Annotated in this window: 21 protein-coding genes; 16 read left to right on the top strand and 5 right to left on the bottom strand. The window is 66.8% G+C overall.

The features are described 5' to 3' along the window. Positions 1 to 14: 14 nt before the first annotated feature. Genes echA20 through ipdC form a run of 4 tightly spaced genes read left to right on the top strand, consistent with a single transcriptional unit; the run spans position 15 to position 3,498 of the window. Complete coding sequence (gene echA20 / locus GFS60_RS04745) at positions 15 to 791, top strand: (7aS)-7a-methyl-1,5-dioxo-2,3,5,6,7,7a-hexahydro-1H-indene-carboxyl-CoA hydrolase (RefSeq protein ID WP_159919239.1); 777 nt, start codon at positions 15 to 17, stop codon at positions 789 to 791. 3 nt (positions 792 to 794) lie between these two features. After that, entirely contained in the window at positions 795 to 1,682 is an 888-nt protein-coding gene (ipdA, locus tag GFS60_RS04740) for a cholesterol ring-cleaving hydrolase subunit IpdA (RefSeq protein WP_159919237.1), read from the top strand. Further along, positions 1,679 to 2,440 (top strand): cholesterol ring-cleaving hydrolase subunit IpdB, encoded by a 762-nt coding sequence (gene ipdB, locus GFS60_RS04735; protein WP_159919235.1) that lies wholly within the window; start codon positions 1,679 to 1,681, stop codon positions 2,438 to 2,440. The genes ipdA and ipdB overlap by 4 nt, the downstream gene beginning before the upstream one ends. Continuing rightward, entirely contained in the window at positions 2,437 to 3,498 is a 1,062-nt protein-coding gene (gene ipdC / locus GFS60_RS04730) for a (3aS,4S,5R,7aS)-5-hydroxy-7a-methyl-1-oxo-octahydro-1H-indene-4-carboxyl-CoA dehydrogenase (RefSeq protein WP_159919233.1), read from the top strand. Before ipdB ends, ipdC begins: the two co-directional genes overlap by 4 nt. A gap of 95 nt (positions 3,499 to 3,593) precedes the next feature. On the opposite strand, the gene GFS60_RS04725 is transcribed toward ipdC, so the two are convergent. Further along, the gene (locus tag GFS60_RS04725) at positions 3,594 to 3,875 is read right to left on the bottom strand and encodes a DUF2277 family protein (protein WP_159919231.1); all 282 of its coding nucleotides are present in this window, start codon (positions 3,873 to 3,875) and stop codon (positions 3,594 to 3,596) included. A 99-nt stretch (positions 3,876 to 3,974) separates the two neighbouring features. After that, positions 3,975 to 5,198, bottom strand: a complete 1,224-nt coding sequence (locus GFS60_RS04720) for a glycosyltransferase family 87 protein (RefSeq protein WP_159919229.1) — start codon at positions 5,196 to 5,198, stop codon at positions 3,975 to 3,977. A gap of 239 nt (positions 5,199 to 5,437) precedes the next feature. Here GFS60_RS04720 and hutU point away from each other — a divergent pair, with 239 nt between their 5' ends. From hutU to hutG, 3 genes are read left to right on the top strand one after another with little or no spacing between them, the layout of a single operon-like run. After that, positions 5,438 to 7,111: a urocanate hydratase gene (hutU, locus tag GFS60_RS04715; RefSeq protein ID WP_159919227.1), complete on the top strand. Its 1,674-nt coding sequence runs from the start codon at positions 5,438 to 5,440 to the stop codon at positions 7,109 to 7,111. A 9-nt stretch (positions 7,112 to 7,120) separates the two neighbouring features. After that, positions 7,121 to 8,326: an imidazolonepropionase gene (gene hutI, locus GFS60_RS04710; RefSeq protein WP_159919225.1), complete on the top strand. Its 1,206-nt coding sequence runs from the start codon at positions 7,121 to 7,123 to the stop codon at positions 8,324 to 8,326. A gap of 2 nt (positions 8,327 to 8,328) precedes the next feature. Continuing rightward, positions 8,329 to 9,276, top strand: coding sequence for a formimidoylglutamase (hutG, locus tag GFS60_RS04705; protein ID WP_159926871.1), 948 nt, complete (start codon positions 8,329 to 8,331; stop codon positions 9,274 to 9,276). Here the strand turns inward: hutG and GFS60_RS04700 are convergent. Together GFS60_RS04700 and GFS60_RS04695 are read right to left on the bottom strand one after the other, a co-directional pair. After that, positions 9,246 to 9,722, bottom strand: a complete 477-nt coding sequence (locus GFS60_RS04700) for a hypothetical protein (protein WP_159926873.1) — start codon at positions 9,720 to 9,722, stop codon at positions 9,246 to 9,248. The two genes, hutG and GFS60_RS04700, sit on opposite strands and share 31 nt — an antisense overlap. A 5-nt stretch (positions 9,723 to 9,727) precedes the next feature. After that, positions 9,728 to 10,312, bottom strand: coding sequence for a TetR/AcrR family transcriptional regulator (locus GFS60_RS04695; protein WP_159919223.1), 585 nt, complete (start codon positions 10,310 to 10,312; stop codon positions 9,728 to 9,730). A 92-nt stretch (positions 10,313 to 10,404) separates the two neighbouring features. Between GFS60_RS04695 and GFS60_RS04690 the strand changes: the two genes are divergently transcribed. After that, the gene (locus tag GFS60_RS04690) at positions 10,405 to 11,802 is read left to right on the top strand and encodes a cytochrome P450 (protein ID WP_159919221.1); all 1,398 of its coding nucleotides are present in this window, start codon (positions 10,405 to 10,407) and stop codon (positions 11,800 to 11,802) included. A gap of 43 nt (positions 11,803 to 11,845) precedes the next feature. Here GFS60_RS04690 and lhgO read toward each other — a convergent pair whose 3' ends face one another. Further along, on the bottom strand, positions 11,846 to 13,051 hold the full coding sequence (gene lhgO / locus GFS60_RS04685; protein ID WP_159919219.1) for an L-2-hydroxyglutarate oxidase: 1,206 nt from the start codon (positions 13,049 to 13,051) through the stop codon (positions 11,846 to 11,848). Positions 13,052 to 13,093: 42 nt separating this feature from the next. On the opposite strand from lhgO, the gene GFS60_RS04680 reads away from it, so the two are divergent. From GFS60_RS04680 to hypD, 8 genes are all read left to right on the top strand, one after another. After that, positions 13,094 to 13,366 carry a helix-turn-helix domain-containing protein gene (locus GFS60_RS04680; protein WP_159919217.1) on the top strand — a complete coding sequence of 91 codons (273 nt, stop codon included), beginning with the start codon at positions 13,094 to 13,096 and terminating at the stop codon, positions 13,364 to 13,366. An 80-nt stretch (positions 13,367 to 13,446) separates the two neighbouring features. Continuing rightward, the gene (locus GFS60_RS04675; RefSeq protein ID WP_159926869.1) at positions 13,447 to 14,016 is read left to right on the top strand and encodes an ATP-dependent Clp protease proteolytic subunit; all 570 of its coding nucleotides are present in this window, start codon (positions 13,447 to 13,449) and stop codon (positions 14,014 to 14,016) included. 92 nt (positions 14,017 to 14,108) lie between these two features. After that, entirely contained in the window at positions 14,109 to 16,415 is a 2,307-nt protein-coding gene (gene hypF / locus GFS60_RS04670) for a carbamoyltransferase HypF (RefSeq protein WP_159919215.1), read from the top strand. 44 nt (positions 16,416 to 16,459) lie between these two features. Further along, positions 16,460 to 17,221, top strand: coding sequence for a HypC/HybG/HupF family hydrogenase formation chaperone (locus GFS60_RS04665; RefSeq protein WP_159919213.1), 762 nt, complete (start codon positions 16,460 to 16,462; stop codon positions 17,219 to 17,221). Beyond that, on the top strand, positions 17,218 to 17,889 hold the full coding sequence (locus GFS60_RS04660; protein ID WP_159919211.1) for a D-sedoheptulose-7-phosphate isomerase: 672 nt from the start codon (positions 17,218 to 17,220) through the stop codon (positions 17,887 to 17,889). Before GFS60_RS04665 ends, GFS60_RS04660 begins: the two co-directional genes overlap by 4 nt. Then, positions 17,886 to 18,986, top strand: a complete 1,101-nt coding sequence (gene hypE / locus GFS60_RS04655) for a hydrogenase expression/formation protein HypE (protein WP_159919209.1) — start codon at positions 17,886 to 17,888, stop codon at positions 18,984 to 18,986. Before GFS60_RS04660 ends, hypE begins: the two co-directional genes overlap by 4 nt. Positions 18,987 to 19,011: 25 nt before the next feature. Further along, positions 19,012 to 19,284: a HypC/HybG/HupF family hydrogenase formation chaperone gene (locus GFS60_RS04650; RefSeq protein WP_109326811.1), complete on the top strand. Its 273-nt coding sequence runs from the start codon at positions 19,012 to 19,014 to the stop codon at positions 19,282 to 19,284. A 16-nt stretch (positions 19,285 to 19,300) separates the two neighbouring features. Then, positions 19,301 to 20,428 (top strand): hydrogenase formation protein HypD, encoded by a 1,128-nt coding sequence (hypD, locus tag GFS60_RS04645; RefSeq protein ID WP_109326808.1) that lies wholly within the window; start codon positions 19,301 to 19,303, stop codon positions 20,426 to 20,428. Position 20,429: the final 1 nt, after the last annotated feature.

Below are 20,429 nucleotides of genomic sequence, written 5' to 3'. Positions count from 1 at the left end.
AATGGAGGAAACACATGGGAATCCGGACTGACGACGAGCCCGGGGGCATCACGACAGTGACGGTCGACTACCCGCCCGTAAACGCCATCCCGTCGCAAGGCTGGTTCGAACTGGCCGACGCGGTACTGGCTGCGGGCCGCAACCCGAACACACACGTGGTGATCCTGCGAGCCGAGGGCCGCGGATTCAACGCCGGCGTCGACATCAAGGAGATGCAGGCCACCGACGGCTACGACGCCCTCGTCGACGCCAATCGCGGGTGCGCTGCCGCGTTCGCCGCCGTCTACGACTGCGCCGTCCCCGTGGTGGTCGCCGTCAACGGGTTCTGCGTCGGTGGGGGCGTCGGCCTGGTCGGCAACGCCGACGTGATCGTCGCCTCGGACGACGCCGTCTTCGGACTGCCGGAGGTCGACCGCGGTGCACTCGGCGCCGCGACACACCTGGCGCGTCTCGTCCCGCAACACATGATGCGCACCCTCTACTACACGGCGCAGAACGTGACGGCCCAACAACTGCAGCACTTCGGCTCGGTCTACGAGGTGGTACCGCGCGAGAAACTCGACGCCGCCGCCCGCGACATCGCCGGCAAGATCGCCGCCAAGGACACCCGCGTGATCCGGTGCGCCAAGGAGGCGATCAACGGGATCGACCCCGTCGACGTGAAGACCAGTTACCGACTCGAACAGGGCTACACCTTCGAACTCAACCTGGTGGGGGTCTCCGACGAACATCGAGACGAGTTCGTCGAGACCGGTAAGCCCCGCTCCAACTCGAACAACAGGGAAGACTGATACATGGCCACCAAGCGTGACAAGCGAATGTCTCTGGACGACGTCGTCGGCGAACTGCGCAGCGGAATGACCATCGGCATCGGTGGCTGGGGTTCTCGGCGCAAGCCGATGGCTCTGGTGCGCGCGTTGCTTCGCTCGAATATCACCGACCTCACGGTCGTCACCTACGGCGGCCCCGACCTCGGCCTGCTGTGCTCGGCGGGCAAGGTGAAGAAGGCGTACTACGGATTCGTCTCACTCGACTCGGCACCGTTCTACGACCCCTGGTTCGCGAACGCCCGCACGGGCGGCGAGATCGAGGTCCGGGAAATGGACGAGGGCATGGTCAAGTGTGGCCTCGAAGCCGCGGCGGCGCGGTTGCCGTTTCTGCCGATCCGCGCGGGTCTCGGTTCCGACGTCCGCGCCTTCTGGGGCGACGAATTACGCACCGTCACCTCCCCCTACCCCGACGCCTCGGGCAAGTCCGAGACACTCATCGCGATGCCCGCACTGAATCTCGATGCCGCGCTGGTACATCTGAATCTCGGCGACAAGCACGGCAACGCCGCATACACCGGTGTCGATCCCTACTTCGACGACCTGTACTGCGCCGCGGCGGAGAAGCGGTTCGTCTCCGTCGAGCGAGTGGTGGAAACCGAGGAACTGGTGAAAACCGTTCCCTTGCAGAACCTCATCCTCAACCGCATGATGGTCGACGGCGTCGTCGAGGCGCCCAACGGTGCACACTTCACGCTCGCCGGCGACAGCTACGGGCGCGACGAGAAGTTCCAGCGGCACTACGCCGAATCGGCGAAAACTCCGGAGTCGTGGCAGAAGTTCGTCGACACCTATCTCTCGGGCAGCGAAGACGACTACCAGGCCGCCGTGAAGAAGTTTGGAGAACACGCATGAGCGAGACGATCACCGAGGTGACTCGCGCAGAATACTGCGCCATCGCCTGCGCCGAAATCTTCTCCGGTGCAGGAGAGATCATGGCCAGCCCCATGGCGACGCTGCCACTGATCGGGGCCCGGCTCGCCCGGCTCACCACCGAACCCGACCTGCTCATCACCGACGGTGAAGCCCTGATCTTCGCCGACACCCCGGCTGTCGGCGCCAAGGCCCCGATCGAGGGGTGGATGCCGTTCCGGAAGGTGTTCGACGTCGTCGCATCCGGACGACGCCACGTCGTCATGGGCGCCAACCAGATCGACCGGCACGGCAACCAGAACCTGTCGGCGTTCGGTCCGCTGCAACACCCCACGCGCCAGATGTTCGGTGTCCGCGGTGCACCCGGCAACACCATCAACCACCCCACGAGCTACTGGGTGGGCAAGCATTCGTCCCGGGTGTTCTGCGACAAGGTCGACATCGTGTCCGGAGTGGGCTACGACCAGGTCGATCCCGAGAACCCGGCGTTCCGCTTCCTGCACCTGCACCGCGTGGTGAGCAATCTCGGCGTGTTCGATTTCGGCGGACCCGGCCACACGTTCCGCGCGCTGAGCCTCCACCGGGGCGTCACCGCCGACCAGGTTGCGGAGAACACGTCGTTCGAGGTGGCCGGGTTGGACGAGGCCGGGGTGACGCGCGAACCGACCGAAGAAGAACTGCACCTGATCCGCGAGGTCCTCGATCCTCGCAGCCTTCGCGACCGGGAGGTGTCGGCATGAGCGCGCTCCGAACGGCGTTGACGGAACTCGTCGGTGTCGAACATCCGGTGGTCCAGACCGGGATGGGCTGGGTGGCCGGACCGCGGCTCGTTGCCGGTACTGCGAACGCCGGCGGACTCGGGATTCTGGCGTCGGCGACCATGACGTACGAGGAACTCGAGGCGGCCATCGCCAAGACCAAGACCTTGACGGACAAGCCTTTCGGGGTCAACATCCGTGCCGATGCCACCGACGCCCCGCAACGCATCGACCTGCTGATCCGGGAGAAGGTGCGCGTCGCGTCGTTCGCGCTCGCCCCCAAACAGGAACTGATCGCGAAGCTCAAAGCGGCCGGCGTGGTGGTCATACCGTCGATCGGCGCGGCCAAGCACGCGAAAAAGGTGGCGTCGTGGGGCGCCGACGCGGTGATCGTGCAGGGCGGTGAAGGCGGCGGCCACACCGGACCGGTCGCCACCACCCTGCTGCTGCCCTCGGTGCTCGACGCCGTCGACATCCCCGTCGTCGCCGCGGGCGGCTTCTACGACGGCCGCGGGCTGGCTGCGGCGCTGGCCTACGGCGCCGCCGGGGTCGCGATGGGCACCCGCTTCCTCCTCACCCAGGAATCGACCGTGCCCGACTCCGTGAAGCAGGAGTACCTGGCCAAGGGACTGCAGGACACCACGGTGTCGCGGAAGGTCGACGGCATGCCGCACCGGGTCCTCAACACCGAACTGGTCAACAGCCTCGAGCACTCCGGGAATGTGCGCGGACTCGTGGCCGCCGCCCGCAACGCGTCCAAATTCAAAGCGATGACCGGCATGAAATGGTCGACGCTCGTCAAGGACGGCCTCGCCATGAAGAAGTCCAGCGACCGCACCTGGCAGCAGATCATCATGGCCGCCAACACACCGATGCTGCTCAAGGCCGGGCTCGTCGACGGCAACACCGCCGCCGGTGTCCTGGCGTCGGGTCAGGTAGTGGGGCTACTGGACGATCTGCCCACCTGCAAGGACCTCATCGACGGCATCGTCGCGGACGCCGTCAAACGCATCGACGCCCTGGGCGCACTGCGCTACTGACGCCGGCACGCGGCCGCCTCTGCTCCTGTACGAACGGGACGTTCGTTCGATCCAACGCAACGTACGTCCCGTTCGTCCAGGTGAAGGGGAAGGGATCAGCCGGCCGACGCGGCCTTCGCCTCGATCCGCGCCCGGCCCTCCGGCCGTCGCAGCGGCGGCACGGTGGGGGGCGGCTGCTTCCGAGGTGGCAGCGCGGCCAGCAGTGTGGTGGTGGCCGCGGTGACGATCGCCACCGCCTCCTCGAAGGGCTCGCGGTTGGCGTCCGACACTTTTTGAATCCCGCTGACCTTGCGTACGTATTGACGCGCCGCCGCTTCTATCTCCTCCGCGGTGGCTGCCGGTTCGAGTCCGCGCAGTTCGGTGATGTTTCGGCACATGTTTCGACGATAGCGCGGCCCCCTCGACACCGGGCGAATGTACCGTTCGACGCATCTGAGGCGCTGAACGGTACATTCGCCCGCCGTCGGTAGGACGTTTCAGGGCCGAGCGGGTTCCAACGCGTCCTCGGACGCGGGCTCGACCGTGGCGTCTGGGCTGACCGCGGTACGCGACCGCGCCGCCACGACTGCGGCGCAGAGGAGGACCACCCCGGCGAGACATTGCGAGCTTCCGACCACCTCACGCACGGCCGACTCCACCCAGCCCGACGACGAGGACTGGAGTACGTAATTCGGGCCGATCAAGAAGACGAGGGTTGCCGCGCCGACCACCGGCCGCCAGCTGCGGTAGCGAGGCGCGACGAGAATCGGGATGAGAAGGATGCTGTACGCCCAGTGATGCGTGACGGCGAACGGTGCCGCGAGCAGAGACCCCAACGCGACGATGGACAACGCGATCACATGTTCCCCCGACCGGGTGAACCGGTGAGCCGACCACGCGACAGCTGCGACCACCACGACGACGCACGCCATCCACACGGCACTGGCGAGCCGGCCCTCGACTCCCAGCCGGGCGATCAGACCGGTGAGGGCCTGGTTGCGGAAGAAGTCCGGCGGGCCGGCGCGGCCGGTAGCGAAGAATTCGGTGGTCCAGAACCACACCGACGATTGGGGCAGGAGCCAGAAGCCTAGGCCGATGGTCGCAAGGATTGCAGCGAATGCACGCGCGATGGAGCGGTAATCCCGGCGGACCAGGAGCACCAGGAGAAACGCCGCAGGGGTGATCTTGACTGCCGCCGCCAGACCGATCGCGATGCCACGGAATCGGCGTGGGATCACGCCGGTGCAGTCGGCGACCACCAGCGCCATCAGGATGATGTTGACCTGCCCGAAGCCGAAGTTCGAGCGCATCGGCTCGAGCAGCAGGACCGGACCCAGCGACATCAGTGCGAGAAGGTCCGGACGCCGCATGTCGAGCTTGGCGAACACCACCCGCAGCATCCACCACACGAGCGCGATATTCAGGGCGCACCACAGCACCTGCAGAACCGCCGGGTCGAGTTCTGCCATCGGCGCGAAGAGGATGGCCGCGAAAGGCGCGTAGATGAATCGGAATCCGGAGCTGCTCGGGAAATCAGCAGAGTAGAGCGGAAGGCCGTTGAGGAATGCGTAGCCGGCGTCCCGGAACACGGAGAGATCCATGAGGTAGCCCGTCGCCGCCTCGTACTCGCGGTAGGCCACCAACGCGAGCGAGAAGACGGCCGCAAGGACCGCGACGGCGTGAAAGCCATATGTCCTGAACTTCGAGTCACTTCGTAACAAGGATCTGTTCTCTCATGATCGGCGTCGTCGTCAATGTCCTACCGTAGCGGTCCGTGACTCAATCGTGACAAAGTCAGGGGGATGGCGCCCGAAATGCCCGCTTCCGGCCACGTGCGCGTTCCGCCTCGCTCAGCAGAAACCTGCCCCCTGCGTGGCCCAGCGGGAGCACACTGCTTCTAGACCCACACTGCTTCTAGACCCACACTGACTCGAGACCATCGAAAGCTGGAGGGTGGACAGTGACGACGACGCCTTCGACTGCCAGGCCACGACGGGTGTCGGCACCCCGCGGGCCGGAACTCACCACGCTCGGCTGGCCGCAGGAGGCCGCGTTGCGGATGCTCATGAACAACCTCGATCCCGAGGTTGCCGAGCACCCCGACTCCCTCGTCGTCTACGGCGGGACCGGCAAGGCCGCGCGCAGCTGGGACGCCTTCGAGGCGATGGTCAGGACGCTCCGGACCCTGAAGTCGGACGAGACGATGCTGGTGCAGTCCGGGAAACCGGTCGGGGTGTTCCGCACGCATGAGTGGGCGCCTCGTGTGCTCCTGGCCAACTCCAACCTGGTGGGTGACTGGGCCAACTGGGAAGAGTTCCGGCGGCTCGAGGCGCTCGGGCTGATGATGTACGGGCAGATGACAGCGGGTTCCTGGATCTACATCGGCACGCAGGGCATCCTGCAGGGCACGTACGAGACTTTCGGCGCGGTGGCACGCGCCCGCTTCGGTGGCACGCTCGCGGGAACGATCACCCTGACTGCGGGCCTGGGCGGGATGGGCCGCGCGCAACCGCTCGCGGTCACGATGAACGAGGGCGTGGCGATCTGCGTCGATTGCGACGTCACCCGCATCGATCGCCGGATCGCGCTCGATTACCTCGACGTCAAAGCCGCAGACATCTCGGAGGCGCTGGCTCTCGCGGCGGAAGCCCGCGACGCGAGGCGTCCGCTGTCCATCGGCCTGGAGGGCAATGCTGCCGAGGTGCTCCCCGAGTTGCTGGCCAGAAAGGCACCGATCGACATCGTCACCGACCAGACCTCCGCGCACGACCCGCTGTCGTACCTGCCGCTCGGAATGGACTTCGGCGACATGAAGAGGATGGCGGAGAAGGACCCGGTGACGTTCACCGAGGACGCCCGGGCGTCGATGGCCCGACATGTGGCCGCGATGGTGGGGTTTCTCGATCGGGGCGCCGTGGTGTTCGACTACGGCAACTCGATCCGGGACGAGGCGCGCAAGGCCGGTTACGACCGCGCATTCGACTTCCCCGGATTCGTTCCCGCGTATATCCGGCCGCTGTTCGAGGAGGGGCGGGGACCGTTCCGCTGGGCCGCGTTGTCCGGTGATCCCGCGGATATCGCCGCCACCGACTCCGCGATCCTCGATCTCTTCCCCGACAACGAGCACCTGCGCCGGTGGATCACACTGGCCGGGCAGCGAGTGGCCTTTCAGGGCCTGCCCGCCCGCATCTGCTGGCTCGGGTACGGCGAGCGGCACCTCGCGGGTGTGCGGTTCAACGAGATGGTGGCCTCCGGTGAGGTGTCGGCGCCCATCGTGATCGGCCGTGACCACCTCGATTCGGGGTCGGTCGCCTCGCCGTACCGCGAGACCGAAGCGATGGCGGACGGCTCCGACGCCGTCGCCGACTGGCCTTTGCTCAACGCACTGCTCAACACCGCGTCCGGTGCGTCGTGGGTGTCGATCCACCAGGGCGGCGGCGTAGGGATGGGGCGGTCCATCCACGCCGGGCAGGTGTGTGTGGCGGACGGCACCGGACTGGCGGCGCAGAAGCTGACGAGGGTGCTCACCAACGACCCCGGAACGGGAATCGTCCGGCATGTGGACGCCGGGTACGAACACGCCGCCGACATCGCCAGGGAGCGCGGTGTGCGCATACCGATGTCCGAAGGGTGAGGGTGCGTCGTGACGACGAACCCCACCCGCTCGACGGTGCTCACCAACATCGGCATGCTGGTCACCAACGACCCGGTCGCCGGAGCCGGTCCGCTCGGACTGATCCGCGACGCGGCCGTCGTCTTCGACGGTGGCACGGTGGCGTGGGTGGGGCCCTCGGGAACCGCCCCGAGCGCCGATGCCGGACACGATCTCGGCGGCCGGGCCGTCCTCCCGGGTTTCGTCGAGAGCCACGCGCACCTCGTCTTCGGCGGCGAACGTGCCGAGGAGTTCGCCGCGCGCATGGCCGGGCACCCCTATGCCGCAGGCGGGATCCGCACCACGATCGAAGCGACACGATCCGCGACAGACGAAGAACTACAGGCGAACTCGCGTCGCCTTTTCGCCGAAGCGCTGCGGTCGGGCAGCACCACCGTCGAATGCAAAACCGGGTACGGCCAGACGGTCGGACACGAACTGCGCTGCACCCGGATCGCGGCGTCGCTCACCGACGAGGTCACGTTGCTCGCCGCGCACGTGCCGCCGCCCGAATACGAAGGGCGCACCGACGACTACGTCACCATGGTGTGCGCAGAGATGATCGACGCGTGTGCAAGCGAGGCGAAGTGGATCGACGTCTTCTGCGAGAGAGGGGCATTCGACCGGGACCAGGCACGCGCGGTCCTCACTGCCGGGATGGCGAGAGGCCTGACCCCGCGGGTACACGGAAATCAGCTCGGCCAGGGACCGGGCGTCCAGTTGGCAGTGGAGCTGGGAGCCGCGTCCGTCGACCATGTCTGCTACACCACGCAGTCCGACCGCGACGCCCTGGCCGGAAGTTCCACAGTGGCGACTCTCCTTCCGGCAGCGGACTTCTCGACCCGGAACAAGTACCCCGACGCCCGCGCCCTGATCGACGCCGGGGTGACGGTGGCACTTGGCGCGGACTGCAATCCCGGGACGAGCTACACCACCAGCCTGCCGTTCTGCATTGCCCTCGCCGTGCGAGACATGCACATGACACCGGACGAGGCCGTCTGGGCTGCCACAGCCGGGGGCGCGCGGGCACTGCGACGAGACGACGTCGGGGTGTTGCGTCCCGGCGCCCGTGCCGACGCCCTGGCGCTGGATGCACCGTCGTATCTGCATCTCGCCTATCGCCCGGGCGTCCCCCTGATCACCGACGTGTGGCGCCGCGGCGTCCTTGCATACTCGGCCGCCCGGTGCCGGCCGTGAACGTGCCGATTCCGGTGTCCACTCCCCCGCCGACCTGGTCGGGGCGAGTCGACGGCTCCACGTCGGAGCACCTGCGCTGGCATCAAGTGGTCACACCGTTCGATCCCGCAGCCGAACCGGGGGCGACCGTGCTTCTCGGTTTCGCGAGTGACGAAGGGGTGGCACGAAACAAGGGGCGGCGGGGGGCGGCGGGCGGACCGGACGCGTTGCGGTCCGCACTTTCCTCCATGGCGCTGCCCCACCCGATTCGGGCGTACGACGCCGGCACCATCGCAGTCGTCGATGATCGGGTCGAGGCCGGGCAGGAGGCGCTCGCGGCCGCGGTCGGCGCCGTCGTCGACGCGGGTCACTTCCCGGTCGTCCTCGGCGGCGGGCACGAAATGGCGTACGGGACGTACCTCGGTGTGGCCCGGTCCGCGCTGAGAACCTCGGATCGGCGAATCGGAATCCTCAACGTGGACGCGCACTTCGATCTCCGTCCCGATCCGGTGGCGTCTTCGGGAACGCCGTTCCGACAAATTCTCGAGCGCGAACGTGCCGCCGGAACCGGAGTGCAGTACTCGGTGATCGGCATCGCCCAGCCGAGTAACACGACAGCGCTGTTCGACACCGCCCGGCGACTCGGTGTGCGCTATCTGTCGGACGACGACTCGCTCGACCGGGCTGCCGTGCACGCGTTCGTCCTCGAATTCCTGGCGGGCGTGGACCTCGTCTACCTGACCATCGATCTCGACGCTCTACCCGCTGCAGTCGCGCCGGGAGTGAGTGCGCCCGCCGCGTTCGGCATTCCGGTCGAGACAGTGCAGTTCATCTGCGACACCGTTTCCGCCAGTGGAAAACTCGCGGTCTGCGATGTGGCCGAACTCAATCCTGTCTACGACATCGACCAGCGCACCGCACGCACCGCGGCACGGTTGATTCACCGACTGGTGATCGGTCGGTCGAAATGACGCCGCAGGCGACGGTGCCGGTGACCGAAGAGGGCGTGCACCACGCGACCGATCAAGGGCGCCATTATCGCCATCGGAGTACGAAGTTCGAACGTGATCCGGTCAGAAATCCGAGTACGACCGTCCTCGCACGGAGTCAGAGTGCGTTCGTGCTCCCAACGACGCATGCTGAGCATCGTCGACTTCTCGTGGAACCGTCGTCCCCGATCGAGCTCGGCGATGGTCAGGGCGTCGTAGTCGAAGGGCAGAATGCCGAAAAGTTTGAGCCAGGCGCGGCCGAGGGGGTCGCCCACGGGAACAGTGTCGATGGTGATCGACCCGGCGCCGCGGGGCAGACTCATCGTCAACCAGGGCCGCAACTCGTCGTTGATGCCCTCGGGGCTCACGACGCGGTCCCAGACCCAGTCCATGGGTGCATCGACAGTCGATTCTCGCTCGATGATCACGGGGTTCAATCCGGCCACCCCCCGAGCATCCCGGTCAGCGACCGCAGACAGAGGTCCCGAAGTTCGCTTTCGCGGATCGACGGGTGATCGAGCCAGTCCATACACACCGCTCGGACAAAGGCGATCCAGCCGCGCACCGCGACACCGATGAGCTCACGGTCGTCCGCCGGTGGGTCGAGGGCGTCGACGATCCGGCGTTGCTGCGCGTCGAGTTCGCGCTCGACGATGGCCCGGATGTCGGCATCCGCCGACAGGGCACCGAAGTTGACCGCCCGCACGCCGTGCCGATGGCTGGCGACATGCTCGAGATACGCGTCGAGGCCCGCCGCCACCTGCTCTTCGACGGGTAACGACGGGTCGGGGGCAGTGGCCGCGAGGAGCCGTTCGGACTCGCGCTCGACGATGGCCGCGAAGAAGTCTCGTTTCGTCGGGAAGTAGTGGTACATCAACCCACGCGACACCTCGGCGAGCTCGGCGACCTCCTCGATCCACACGTCCTCGTACGGCCGGTCGGCGAACAAACGCGCGCCGATGTCGAGTAGCTGCGTCCGCCGCTGTTCGGGGTCGAGGCGGCGGCGGGCACTGGTCATGCTGACTCACGCTACTACTTGACACCGATTCAGTAAGGCGTACCTTGCGTACTAGACATCAATTCAGTAGTGCGCGACACACCGGGGGCAATATGAGCGTCGAATCACTTCGCGAGCGCGACACCGCGGCTATTCCTCATCCCCGCTGGCGACTACCGGTACTCGGTGACGTGCTCGGCATCAACATCCGCACGCCATTGCAGAATTCGATGGAGATCGGGAAGACGCTCGGGCCCATCTTCGAACGCGATGTCCTCGGTAACCGCTTCGTGTTCGCCTCGGGCGCCGACATGGTGGCGGAACTGTCGGACGAGTCCCGTTTCGCCAAACACCTCGCTCCCGGCGTCGCCTCCTTGCGGGAGTTGGGCGGAGACGGGCTGTTCACCGCCTACAACCACGAGCCCAATTGGAGCAAGGCACACAACCTGCTCGCGCCAGCCTTCACGAAGCCGGCGATGCGCTCGTACCACCGGACGATGCTCGACGTCGCCGACGAGTTGACCGAGTACTGGGACCGCCGCACCGACGGCACACCCGTGGACGTGTCTTCGGACATGACCAAGCTGACCCTCGAGACGATCGGCCGCACGGGCTTCAGCTATTCGTTCGACTCGTTCGAGCGTCCACGTCCGCACCCATTCGTGCAGGCAATGGTGGGCGCACTCAGCCATTCGCAGCGGACGACGTTCGTGAAGACGTCCGCGATCGGGCGACTCCTGACACGCAGGGCGGATCGCCGCAATGCGAGAAATCTGGAGTATCTGGCCGAAGTGGTCGACGAGGTGATCCGGGCCCGCCGAGGCAGCGGCAACGCGGGCCCCGAGGACCTGCTCGAACTGATGTTGCGGGCGGCCCGGGAAGATCACCCCGACAAGATCGACGAGTTGAACATCCGTCATCAGGTGGTCACCTTCCTCGTCGCGGGACACGAGACGACTTCCGGCGCGCTGTCTTTCGCCCTCTACTACCTCTCTCGTCACCCCGAGGTGCTTGCGAAGGCTCGCGCCGAGGTCGAGGAGGTGTGGGGCGAGGAGACACCGGAGTTCGAGCAGATCGCCAAACTGCGGTATGTGCGACGAGTGCTCGACGAGTCGCTGCGGCTGTGGCCCACGGCGCCCGCCTACGGCCGGGAGGCCACCGTCGACACCACCCTCGTCGGCAAGTATCCGATGAAGGTCGGCGACTGGGTCCTCGTCCTCATCCCCGCGCTGCACCGCGACCCCGTCTGGGGGGACGATCCCGAGGCCTTCGACCCCGACAACTTCTTGCCCGAACGCATCCGGTCGCGTCCCGCGCACGTGTACAAGCCCTTCGGCACCGGCGAACGCGCCTGCATCGGAAGACAATTCGCAGTCCACGAGGCCGTGCTCGTTCTGGGTACCATTCTGCGCCGCTACGACATCGTGGGTGATCCGGATTATCAGTTGAAGATCGCCGAGCGGCTCACCCTCATGCCCGAGGGCTTCACGCTCCAGCTGCGACGCCGCTGACCCTCCGACTGCAGCGTTGCGGTGGTCGGACGTCACGGCAAGCTCACCCGGTTGCGCGAGCGAGCGTCTCGTCGACGACGTATTCGGCGATGGCAAGCGAGGACGTCGCACCCGGGGAGGGCGCGTTCCGGACGTGAATGACGCGGTGCGCCCCGGTGATGACGAAGTCGTCCTCGAGGCTTCCGTCGGCGTTCATGGCCTGGGCCCGTATCCCCCGGGGACCACGGGTGACGTCCGCGCGACACACATCGGGCACGTACTTCTGTGCCTCCCGCACGAACGCCTCCGTACTCAGGACGGTGCGGGCTTCACGCACGGCTGCCGCTACGTTCCCGCGGGCGAACCGCCAGAACCCCGGAAATCCGATCGCCGACGCGGTATCGCGCACCGACCAGTCCCGCCGTGTGTATGCCTCGCGGCCGAGCGCGAGGAAAGCGTTCGGGCCGAGCATGATCCGGCCGTCGATCCGTTTCGTGAGATGGACGCCGAGGAACGGATAGCGAGGATCCGGCACCGGATAGATCAGTCCCTTCACCAGCGACGAACGTTCGGGTTGCAACAGGAAGTAGTCGCCGGAGAACGGGACCACGCGCGGTGATCGGGACTCACCGGACAGTACTGCGACGCGGTCCGACTGTAAGCCGGCGCAGGTGACCACCAGATCGAACGACTCGGTCTCGTGGGAGGTGGTAACCAAAGCCTCCCGCGCCCGGCTTTCCAGCCCCACCACTTCGGTCCCGAGTCGTACCCGTCCACCGGCCGCGCCGACGTCTCCTGCGAGCGCCTCCGCCACCGCGACGTAGTCGATGATCGCAGTTCTCGGGGAATGAATCGCGGCGACGCCGCGTGCGTGTGGTTCGATGTCCCGAATCGCGCCGCCGTCGAGCAACCGGACGTCCGGCACCCCGTTGGAAACGGCACGCTCGAAAATGGCGTTCATACGAGCTATTTCACTGGAATCGTGCGCGATCACCACTTTGCCGCATTCCTCGTAGGGCACACCCTTGTCCTGTGCATACTGCCGGAGCAGGGTGACACCACGCAGACACAGCCGGGCCTTGAGGCTGCCGGGGGTGTAGTAGAGACCGGCGTGGACGACTCCGCTGTTGTGGCCGGTCTGATGGGCCGCAACACGGGTCTCCTTCTCGAACAACGTCAACTCGAGGCCGTCGATCCGGTGCAGGAGTTCCCGGGCGACCGCCAGACCGATGATGCCGCCGCCGACGACGGCCGCACGAAGTTTCGCCATGAGCACCCCTCCGTATATCGAATTCGAGATATCATCGATGGTATGTCGACCGAACCTCGGCGCACTGCCTTTCCCGGATTGGAACACCTGTCCGGCCGGCGTCGAGCGCTCCTGGACGAACTGGTCGCAACCCGGCTCGAGCACGGACTGACCCAGACCGATATCGCGGCACAGATGGGCACGTCGCAGTCCGCGATAGCACGCCTCGAACGCGGTGACATCGATCCTCGGCTCTCGACGCTCGAACGGTATGCGGCGGCCGTCGGCCGGACTGTCGACTGGACGATCTCTGCACAACAGGAGTCATCACCATGATTTGGCCACCACCCTCACCGCCGCCCGTCCCGCCGTTCCACACACCGTGGCAACCGGATCCGCGGCAGCCACCCGCGCCGATGCACGTCACGTCGGTCCCCGCTCCCAGTTCCGACTGGCTCGCCGAGCGCCTGTTCGATCAACGGATCGTCACGTTGACCGGCAGGCTCGAGAGCGAAGCCACGAACCGCGCGGCGGTGTCACTCGCCCTGCTCGACGCGTCCGGCGACGGGGCGGTCCAGGTGTGGCTGCGCAGCGTCGATGCCGATGTCGACGCGGCCGCCGCACTGCTCGACACTTTGGATCTGATGAGCGTGCCGCTGCACGTCCACTGCCAGGGCGTCGTCGCGAGCGTGGCGGTCGCCCTCCTGTCTCCCGCCGAGAAACGGACGGCAGCACCCCACGCCACCTTCCACCTCCGCGAACCGCGGACCACGTGTGCCGGTCCGGCATCGGACATCGCCACGGCCACCGAACATCATTCGCGGCAACTACGCAGACTGCAGGGTCGTATCGCCGACTCCTGTGGACGTCCCGTCGACACCGTGATCGACGACATGCGCGCACACCGAATTCTCTCCGCGGACGAGGCGCGGGACTACGGGTTGATCGACACCGTCACCGGCACCCGCGCCGCCGAAGAGAAGTAGCCCGGGCTGATCACCAGCGCCCTTCCGCTTCACACGGGCGTCGCCACGGAGGCCTCTTGCGCCCGGGACCTCGACCGGAGAATCATCCGAGGATGACGGTCGAACGATCGCGCATCACGGTTCACGGGGTCGTGCAGGGCGTCGGCTTCCGCCCGTTCGTCGCCCGACTCGCCGACGACCTCGGTGTCAGCGGCCACTGCGGCAACGACGACGTCAGCGTGTTCATCGAGGTGGAAGGTCCCGCTGCGTCGTTGTCGGAGTTCACCCGCAGGCTCCGCGCGGACGCGCCGCCGATGGCGGTCATCGTGGACGTGGCCGTCGAAGCTGTACCGCTGCGGGGTGACGACTCGTTCCGGATCATCGACAGCCGTCACGTCGCCGGTGCGAGAACGCTCGTCTCACCCGACGTGGCGACGTGCGCGGATTGCGTCCGCGAGCTGGGTGATCCGCAGGACCGCCGGTACCGCCACCCGTTCATCAACTGCACGAACTGTGGACCTCGTTTCACCGTGATCACCGACCTGCCCTACGACCGGCCCAACACGACGATGGCCGAGTTCCCGTTGTGTGAGCGGTGCTCGGCCGAGTACCGCGACCCCGATGATCGCCGGTTCCACGCGCAGCCGGTCTGCTGCCCCGACTGCGGTCCGCACCTGTTCGCCGAAGTGGACGCTGAACGTCTCACGGGCGATGACACCGTACTGCTCGCCGTGCAGGGGGCGCTGCAGGACGGGAGGATCGTCGCGGTCAAGGGTCTCGGCGGGTTCCATCTCGTCTGCGACGCCACCGACAGCGCGGCGGTCGCGACCCTCCGCAAGCGCAAGCATCGGCCGGACAAGCCGTTCGCGGTGATGACGGCCGACCTCTCCGTGGCGCGGGAACTGTGCCGGATCTCCGAGTTCGAGACTGCCCTGCTGCAGCATCCGGCCCGGCCGATCGTCCTGCTGCGCAAGCACGGCTCGACTTCCGTGTCCGAGGGCATCGCTCCCGGCATCGACGACCTCGGTGTGATGCTCCCCTACACGCCGCTGCACCATCTGCTATTCGCGCGCACCCCGGGCGGCCGGGTGACACCGCCGCGGACGTTGGTGATGACTTCCGGCAATCTCAGCGGTGAACCGCTGTGCTTCGACAACGACGATGCGCGCACGCGGCTTCGGAGCATCGCGGACGTGTTCCTGATGCACGACCGCCGCATCGCCGTGCCGTGCGAGGACTCGGTGCTGTCGGTCGACGGTGACACCGTCCTGCCGATCCGGCGATCCCGCGGCTACGCACCACTGCCGGTCGTACTCCCGGAGCACAGTCCGGAGGTGCTGGCGGTCGGTGCCGAGATCAAGAACACCTTCTGCATTACCCGGCAGGACTACGCCTTCTGTTCGGCGCATCTGGGCGACATGGGCAGTCTCGAAAGTCTGCGGGCGTTCGAGACGTCGGTGCAGCAGTTGACGCACCTCCACGGCATCTCGCCCGAGGCAGTGATCGCCGATGCGCATCCCGGATACTCGACCCATCACTGGGCGCAGCGGTACAGCGAGCGGACCGGCACCCCTCTGCACACCGTCCAGCACCATCACGCACACGTCGCGTCACTGATGGCGGAACAGGGATTGCTGGGCACCACGGTGCTGGGTGTGGCCTTCGATGGCACCGGATACGGCTGCGACGGCACGGTGTGGGGCGGCGAACTCCTCCTCGTCGGCCCCGACGTGCTGAGCACCCGGCGTATGGGACACCTGCAGCCCTTTTCTCTTCCCGGCGGTGATGCCGCCGTCCGCAACCCGGCCCGGGTGGCACTCGCCCTCCTGCACGAGGCCGGGATCGGGAACCTCGACGGACTCCGGTGCACGGACGCGCTGCCGGCAGCGGAACGCGCGGCGGTCGCGTCACAACTGGTGTCGGGCAGGGGCTGCGTCAGGACCACCAGCGCGGGCCGTCTTTTCGACGGGGTCTCCTCACTACTGGGTGTTCGTCACCGCGTCACCTACGAGGGGCAGGCCGCCATCGAACTCGAGGCACTCGCTCGCACCACCACTCACCCCGCCCCGCTGACCATGGACGTGGACGGCGACCAGATCGGGATCCATTCACTCCTGTCGGGCCTGATTGCGGGTGTCCACGCGGGGACGCCTCCCGCGGAACTGGCCCTCGGTTTCCACCATGCCCTGGCCGAGGCCACCGCCACGCTCGTCGACCGCGCCGTCACCACCACCGGCATTACCACGATCGGACTGACCGGTGGAGTCTTTCAAAACCGTTTATTCCTCGGTCTGTTGAGAGCACACTGGAAGAGCAGCGGTTATCGAGTCCTCACCCACCACCGGGTGCCTCCCAACGACGGAGGACTCTCCCTCGGCCAGGCGGTGATCGGTGCCGCGGCGACCATGCGCGGACCGTGACGTCGGTAGCCCCGACCGACCGGCCCGGGACGGGAGCGAAGTCAATGACGATCATCGAAACGGGCGGCCACCTCGTCGACACGGACCTGTCGGCAGACCTTGCCGCCGCATCACTTGCCCTTGCGCGCAGATTCCACGACGGCGCGACGCTATGGGTCATCTCACCTCAATGGGAGCCGCACGCCCACCATGTGGCGGTCGAATTCGTACACCCGGTGATCATGGGAAAACGCGCGTTGCCGTCGGTCGCACTCGTCGAGCCCGACCCCGTGGCGCAATCCCGGGTGGCGAGCCGGCCCGGGGACGTCCTGCTGGCGGTCGCGTCGGCCGACGAACCTGCCGTCGTGGACGCGATGCGCCGCGCCCCCGCGTGGGGCGTCGAAACCCTGTGGATCGGGGCGGGACCGCGCCCACCCGCCGGAGCGGCGAACCACATCCTGTGGGTCGATTCCGACGACCCGATGGTCCCGGCCACCGGGCGATTCGTCCTGATGTACCACCTGTTGTGGGAGCTCACGCACGTCTGCTTCGAGCACTCGGGGCTGCTGAAGCCCGACACCGAAGAGTGCACCCAGACCGGCTGCGTCACCTGCAGCGACGAGGGCCGTCTCGGTGAAGTGGTGCTGGAGCCCGCCGACGCCCTCGGCCCTGCCCTGGTGCGCACCGCCACAGGTGAGGAATGGGTGGACGTCAGCGTGTTGCCCGACGTGCGGCCGAACGATCTGGTCCTCGTCCATGCGGGCGCAGCGATCACCCGACTCGACGGCACAGAGCCCCGCCCAGCAGAGCAGGAGAGGGAAGGATGACCACGCACGACTCCGAGAGCACCAACTTTCTCTACCCCTTCATCGACTCCGAGGAGACGGACGCGAAGAGCCTCCTCGACGACTTGGCCGCCTCGGCGCGTGGTAAAGCAGCCGAAAGCGCACGGCTGCAACGGTCCTCACTCGAGGAGTACGGCGAAGGCCTGACAGCGGCCGGCATCGAGATGGCCGACAGGTTTCGGCGCGGCGGCCGGCTCTACACGTTCGGCAACGGCGGCAGCTCCACCGATGCCGCGACCCTGGCGACCCTGTTCAGTCGTCCGGCGCGCGGACGCCCCGTCGCGGCCTGGTCCCTCGCCGCCGACCAGGCGGTGGTGACCGCATTGGCCAACGATGTCGGGTTCGACCTGATCTTCAAGCGACAGATCATCGCCCACGCCCGGGATCGGGACGTGGCCATTGCGTTGTCGACCTCCGGCAATTCCGACGATCTGATGACGGCGCTGACCGAGGCGAAGAGCAGAGGTCTTCTGACCATCGGATTCGCGGGACACGAAGGCGGCCGGATGGCGGTTGCCGACTACCTGGACTATTGCTTCACCATCCACTCGCAGAGCATTCATCGCATTCAGGAGAGCCACGCGATGCTCGGGTACCGGTTGTGGTCCGTCGCCCAGGAACATCTCGCGAGACCGGGAGCGTATGCATGAGCACCACCGAACCAGCCACCTCGGCTCAGCGCGAAGACCGCGTCCTCGAACGCATCGACAAGTTCCGTCAGCGTCGGCCGCGATTGCTGGACGAGGTGGTGACCCTCGCGCACGGGGCAGGCGGCAAATCGTCGGCCGCGCTCGTCGATGCCGTCTTCGTGGAGGCGTTCCGCAACGAAGAACTGGAACAGCTCGGGGACGCCGCGGCCCTGGCACTGCCTTCCGGTGAGCGGCTCGCCTTCTCCACCGACTCCTACGTGGTGCAGCCGCGGCGCTTTCCGGGTGGATCGATCGGTCACCTCGCCGTCCATGGCACGGTCAACGACCTCGCGGTGTCGGGTGCGCGGCCGCAGTGGCTGTCGGCGGCATTCGTCATCGAGGAGGGCTTTCCCATCGCGGAGCTGAAGGAGATCGTCGCCGACATGAGTGAGGCGGCGATTCTGTCCGGAGTGCAGATCGTCACCGGCGACACCAAGGTGGTGGGCAAGGGCGCCGCCGACGGCGTGTACATCTCCACGGCGGGCGTCGGTGTGATCCCCGACGGTCGGCGGTTGTCGCCGGACCTCGTCCGGCCCGGCGACAAGGTGGTGCTGTCCGGCACCATCGGGGAACACGGAATGGCGGTCATGCTGGCGCGGGGTGACCTCGCGATCGAAGCGGACATCGCCTCGGACACCGCGCCGGTGAACGGAGTGGTGGAGGCGCTCCTCGCGGCGGCGCCGTCGACACGGTGGATGCGCGACGCCACGCGCGGCGGTGTCGGAACCGTCTGCAACGAACTCGCCAAGGCCTCCCAGGTCGCCGTCATCGTCGACGAGGAAACCCTGCCGATCCAACCGCAGGTGCTCGGTGCCTGCGACATGCTCGGCATCGACCCCCTGTATGTCGCGAATGAGGGCAAGTTCGTGGCCGTCGTCGCGGCGGAGGAAGCCGAGGCCGCCGTGACGGCGATGCGGGCGCACCCCCGCGGAGCGAATGCCGCAATCGTGGGCGAGATTCTGAGGGAACCCCCAGGAATCGTCGCGCTGAGAACATCATTCGGCGGCAGCCGGATCGTCGACATGCTCGTCGGTGACCCACTCCCCCGGATCTGCTGAGAACGTCCCGGAGAGGAGAAACCCGATGTGCTTGGGAATACCCGGTCAGGTGGTCGACATCGTCGACGCCCAACAGCATCTGGCCAAGGTGGACGTGAACGGCGTCCAGAGAACGATCAGTGTTCGACTGCTCGCCGAAGACAACCTGGTGGTCGGTGACTGGGTGCTCGTGCACGTCGGGTTCGCGATGGCGAAGATCGACGAAATCGAGGCGCAACTCACCCTGGACCAGGTGCAGAAGATGGGCGCCGACTATGTGAACGAGATCGACGCGTTCAACTCGTCCGAGATCGCCTGAGAGTCAGAGGTAAGTGATGAAGTTCGTCGACGAATTCCGCGACCCCGCAGCGGCGCGAGCCCTGGTCAAGTCCATCACCGAGCTGGCCCGCGGTGACGAGTTCAAGTTCATGGAAGTATGTGGCGGCCACACCCACACGATCTATCGTCACGGTATCGAGCACCTGCTGCCCGAATCGGTGGAGTTGGTGCACGGGCCCGGATGCCCGGTGTGCGTCATCCCCATGGGCCGCGTCGACGACGCGATGTGGCTCGCGGAACAGCCCGGTGTCATCTTCACGACCTTCGGCGACATGATGCGCGTGCCCGGCTCGAAGGGCAATCTCATCGAGGCCAAGGCGCGGGGCGCGGACGTCCGGTTCGTGTACTCACCGCTCGACGCCCTGAAGGTGGCCATCGACAATCCGGACAAGCAGGTGGTGTTCTTCGCGGTCGGCTTCGAAACCACGGCGCCGTCCACGGCCGTGACCCTGGTGCGGGCGCGGGCGCTCGGGGTGACGAACTTCAGCGTGTTCTGCAACCACGTCACGATCGTTCCGCCCATCAAGGCGATCCTGGAGTCGCCGGACCTGCGGCTGTCCGGGTTCCTCGGCCCGGGGCACGTGTCCACGGTGGTCGGACTGCGTCCGTACCGCTTCGTGTCCGAGGTGTATGGCAAGCCGATGGTCGTCGCCGGCTTCGAGCCACTCGACATCCTTGCCTCGGTGCACATGCTGCTCCAGCAGATTCGGGAGGGACGCTGCGAGATCGAGAATCAGTACAAGCGGGTGGTGCGCCCGGAGGGCAACGTGCAGGCCCTGAAGTTGATGGCCGAAACGTTCGAGCTGCGACCACATTTCGAGTGGCGTGGTCTCGGGTTCATCTCGCAGAGCGCACTGAAGGTGCACCGGAATTACGCGGAATTCGACGCCGAGGAGAAGTTCTCGATGCCGGGCATCCGCGTCGCCGACCCGAAGGCATGCCAGTGCGGTGAGGTACTCAAGGGTGTCATCAAGCCCTGGGAGTGCAAGGTGTTCGGGACGGCCTGCACACCGGAGACACCCATCGGCACCTGCATGGTCTCTCCCGAGGGCGCCTGCGCCGCCTACTACAACTTCGGCCGGTTGCACCGCGAGACAGCGCAGCTGCTCGGGCAGCGAGCCTGAC

It is taken from the genome of Rhodococcus sp. WAY2 (assembly GCF_009859915.1).
GTDB lineage: Bacteria > Actinomycetota > Actinomycetes > Mycobacteriales > Mycobacteriaceae > Rhodococcus_F > Rhodococcus_F oxybenzonivorans.
This window is presented reverse-complemented; position numbering and strand designations above follow the sequence as displayed.

What these genes read in the sequence shown, in the direction of transcription:
- echA20 (WP_159919239.1), top strand. Translation starts at nt 15, where the DNA reads ATGGGAATCCGGACTGACGACGAGCCCGGGGGCATCACGACAGTGACG.
- ipdA (WP_159919237.1), top strand. Translation starts at nt 795, where the DNA reads ATGGCCACCAAGCGTGACAAGCGAATGTCTCTGGACGACGTCGTCGGC.
- ipdB (WP_159919235.1), top strand. Translation starts at nt 1,679, where the DNA reads ATGAGCGAGACGATCACCGAGGTGACTCGCGCAGAATACTGCGCCATC.
- ipdC (WP_159919233.1), top strand. Translation starts at nt 2,437, where the DNA reads ATGAGCGCGCTCCGAACGGCGTTGACGGAACTCGTCGGTGTCGAACAT.
- GFS60_RS04725 (WP_159919231.1), bottom strand. Translation starts at nt 3,875, where the DNA reads ATGTGCCGAAACATCACCGAACTGCGCGGACTCGAACCGGCAGCCACC.
- GFS60_RS04695 (WP_159919223.1), bottom strand. Translation starts at nt 10,312, where the DNA reads ATGACCAGTGCCCGCCGCCGCCTCGACCCCGAACAGCGGCGGACGCAG.
- GFS60_RS04690 (WP_159919221.1), top strand. Translation starts at nt 10,405, where the DNA reads ATGAGCGTCGAATCACTTCGCGAGCGCGACACCGCGGCTATTCCTCAT.
- lhgO (WP_159919219.1), bottom strand. Translation starts at nt 13,051, where the DNA reads ATGGCGAAACTTCGTGCGGCCGTCGTCGGCGGCGGCATCATCGGTCTG.
- GFS60_RS04680 (WP_159919217.1), top strand. Translation starts at nt 13,094, where the DNA reads ATGTCGACCGAACCTCGGCGCACTGCCTTTCCCGGATTGGAACACCTG.
- GFS60_RS04675 (WP_159926869.1), top strand. Translation starts at nt 13,447, where the DNA reads ATGCACGTCACGTCGGTCCCCGCTCCCAGTTCCGACTGGCTCGCCGAG.
- hypF (WP_159919215.1), top strand. Translation starts at nt 14,109, where the DNA reads ATGACGGTCGAACGATCGCGCATCACGGTTCACGGGGTCGTGCAGGGC.
- GFS60_RS04665 (WP_159919213.1), top strand. Translation starts at nt 16,460, where the DNA reads ATGACGATCATCGAAACGGGCGGCCACCTCGTCGACACGGACCTGTCG.
- GFS60_RS04660 (WP_159919211.1), top strand. Translation starts at nt 17,218, where the DNA reads ATGACCACGCACGACTCCGAGAGCACCAACTTTCTCTACCCCTTCATC.
- hypE (WP_159919209.1), top strand. Translation starts at nt 17,886, where the DNA reads ATGAGCACCACCGAACCAGCCACCTCGGCTCAGCGCGAAGACCGCGTC.
- GFS60_RS04650 (WP_109326811.1), top strand. Translation starts at nt 19,012, where the DNA reads ATGTGCTTGGGAATACCCGGTCAGGTGGTCGACATCGTCGACGCCCAA.
- hypD (WP_109326808.1), top strand. Translation starts at nt 19,301, where the DNA reads ATGAAGTTCGTCGACGAATTCCGCGACCCCGCAGCGGCGCGAGCCCTG.